Here is a 313-nt window from a genome sequence, read left to right on the forward strand (position 1 = left end):
CACGGTCATGGCTTACAAAAATAAGCGTACCTTGGAAGTCTTTTAACGCATTGTTAAGTGCTTCAATGGCTTCCATATCCATGTGGTTTGTAGGCTCGTCCATTACTAGTACGTTAACGTCTTGCATCATTAACTTACCAAATAACAAACGGTTTTTTTCACCACCTGAACAGTTACGGGCTTTTTTATTTGAATCGTCTGCAGTAAACAATAAACGGCCTAACATACCACGTACCATTAAATCGTTGTGTTTAGCGGTACGCCATTGCGACATCCAATCAAATAAAGTTAAGTCGTTATCAAAGTCTTTGGT

General features: G+C 39.0%; 1 protein-coding gene. It reads right to left on the reverse strand.

Going from position 1 to position 313, the window contains the following annotated elements:
• The coding region (locus tag AAEY88_RS12760) for an ATP-binding cassette domain-containing protein (protein ID WP_350562974.1) at positions 1–313 on the reverse strand (313 nt) is incomplete at both ends.

The organism is Psychrobacter sp. CAL346-MNA-CIBAN-0220 (genome assembly GCF_040309805.1).
Lineage (GTDB): Bacteria > Pseudomonadota > Gammaproteobacteria > Pseudomonadales > Moraxellaceae > Psychrobacter.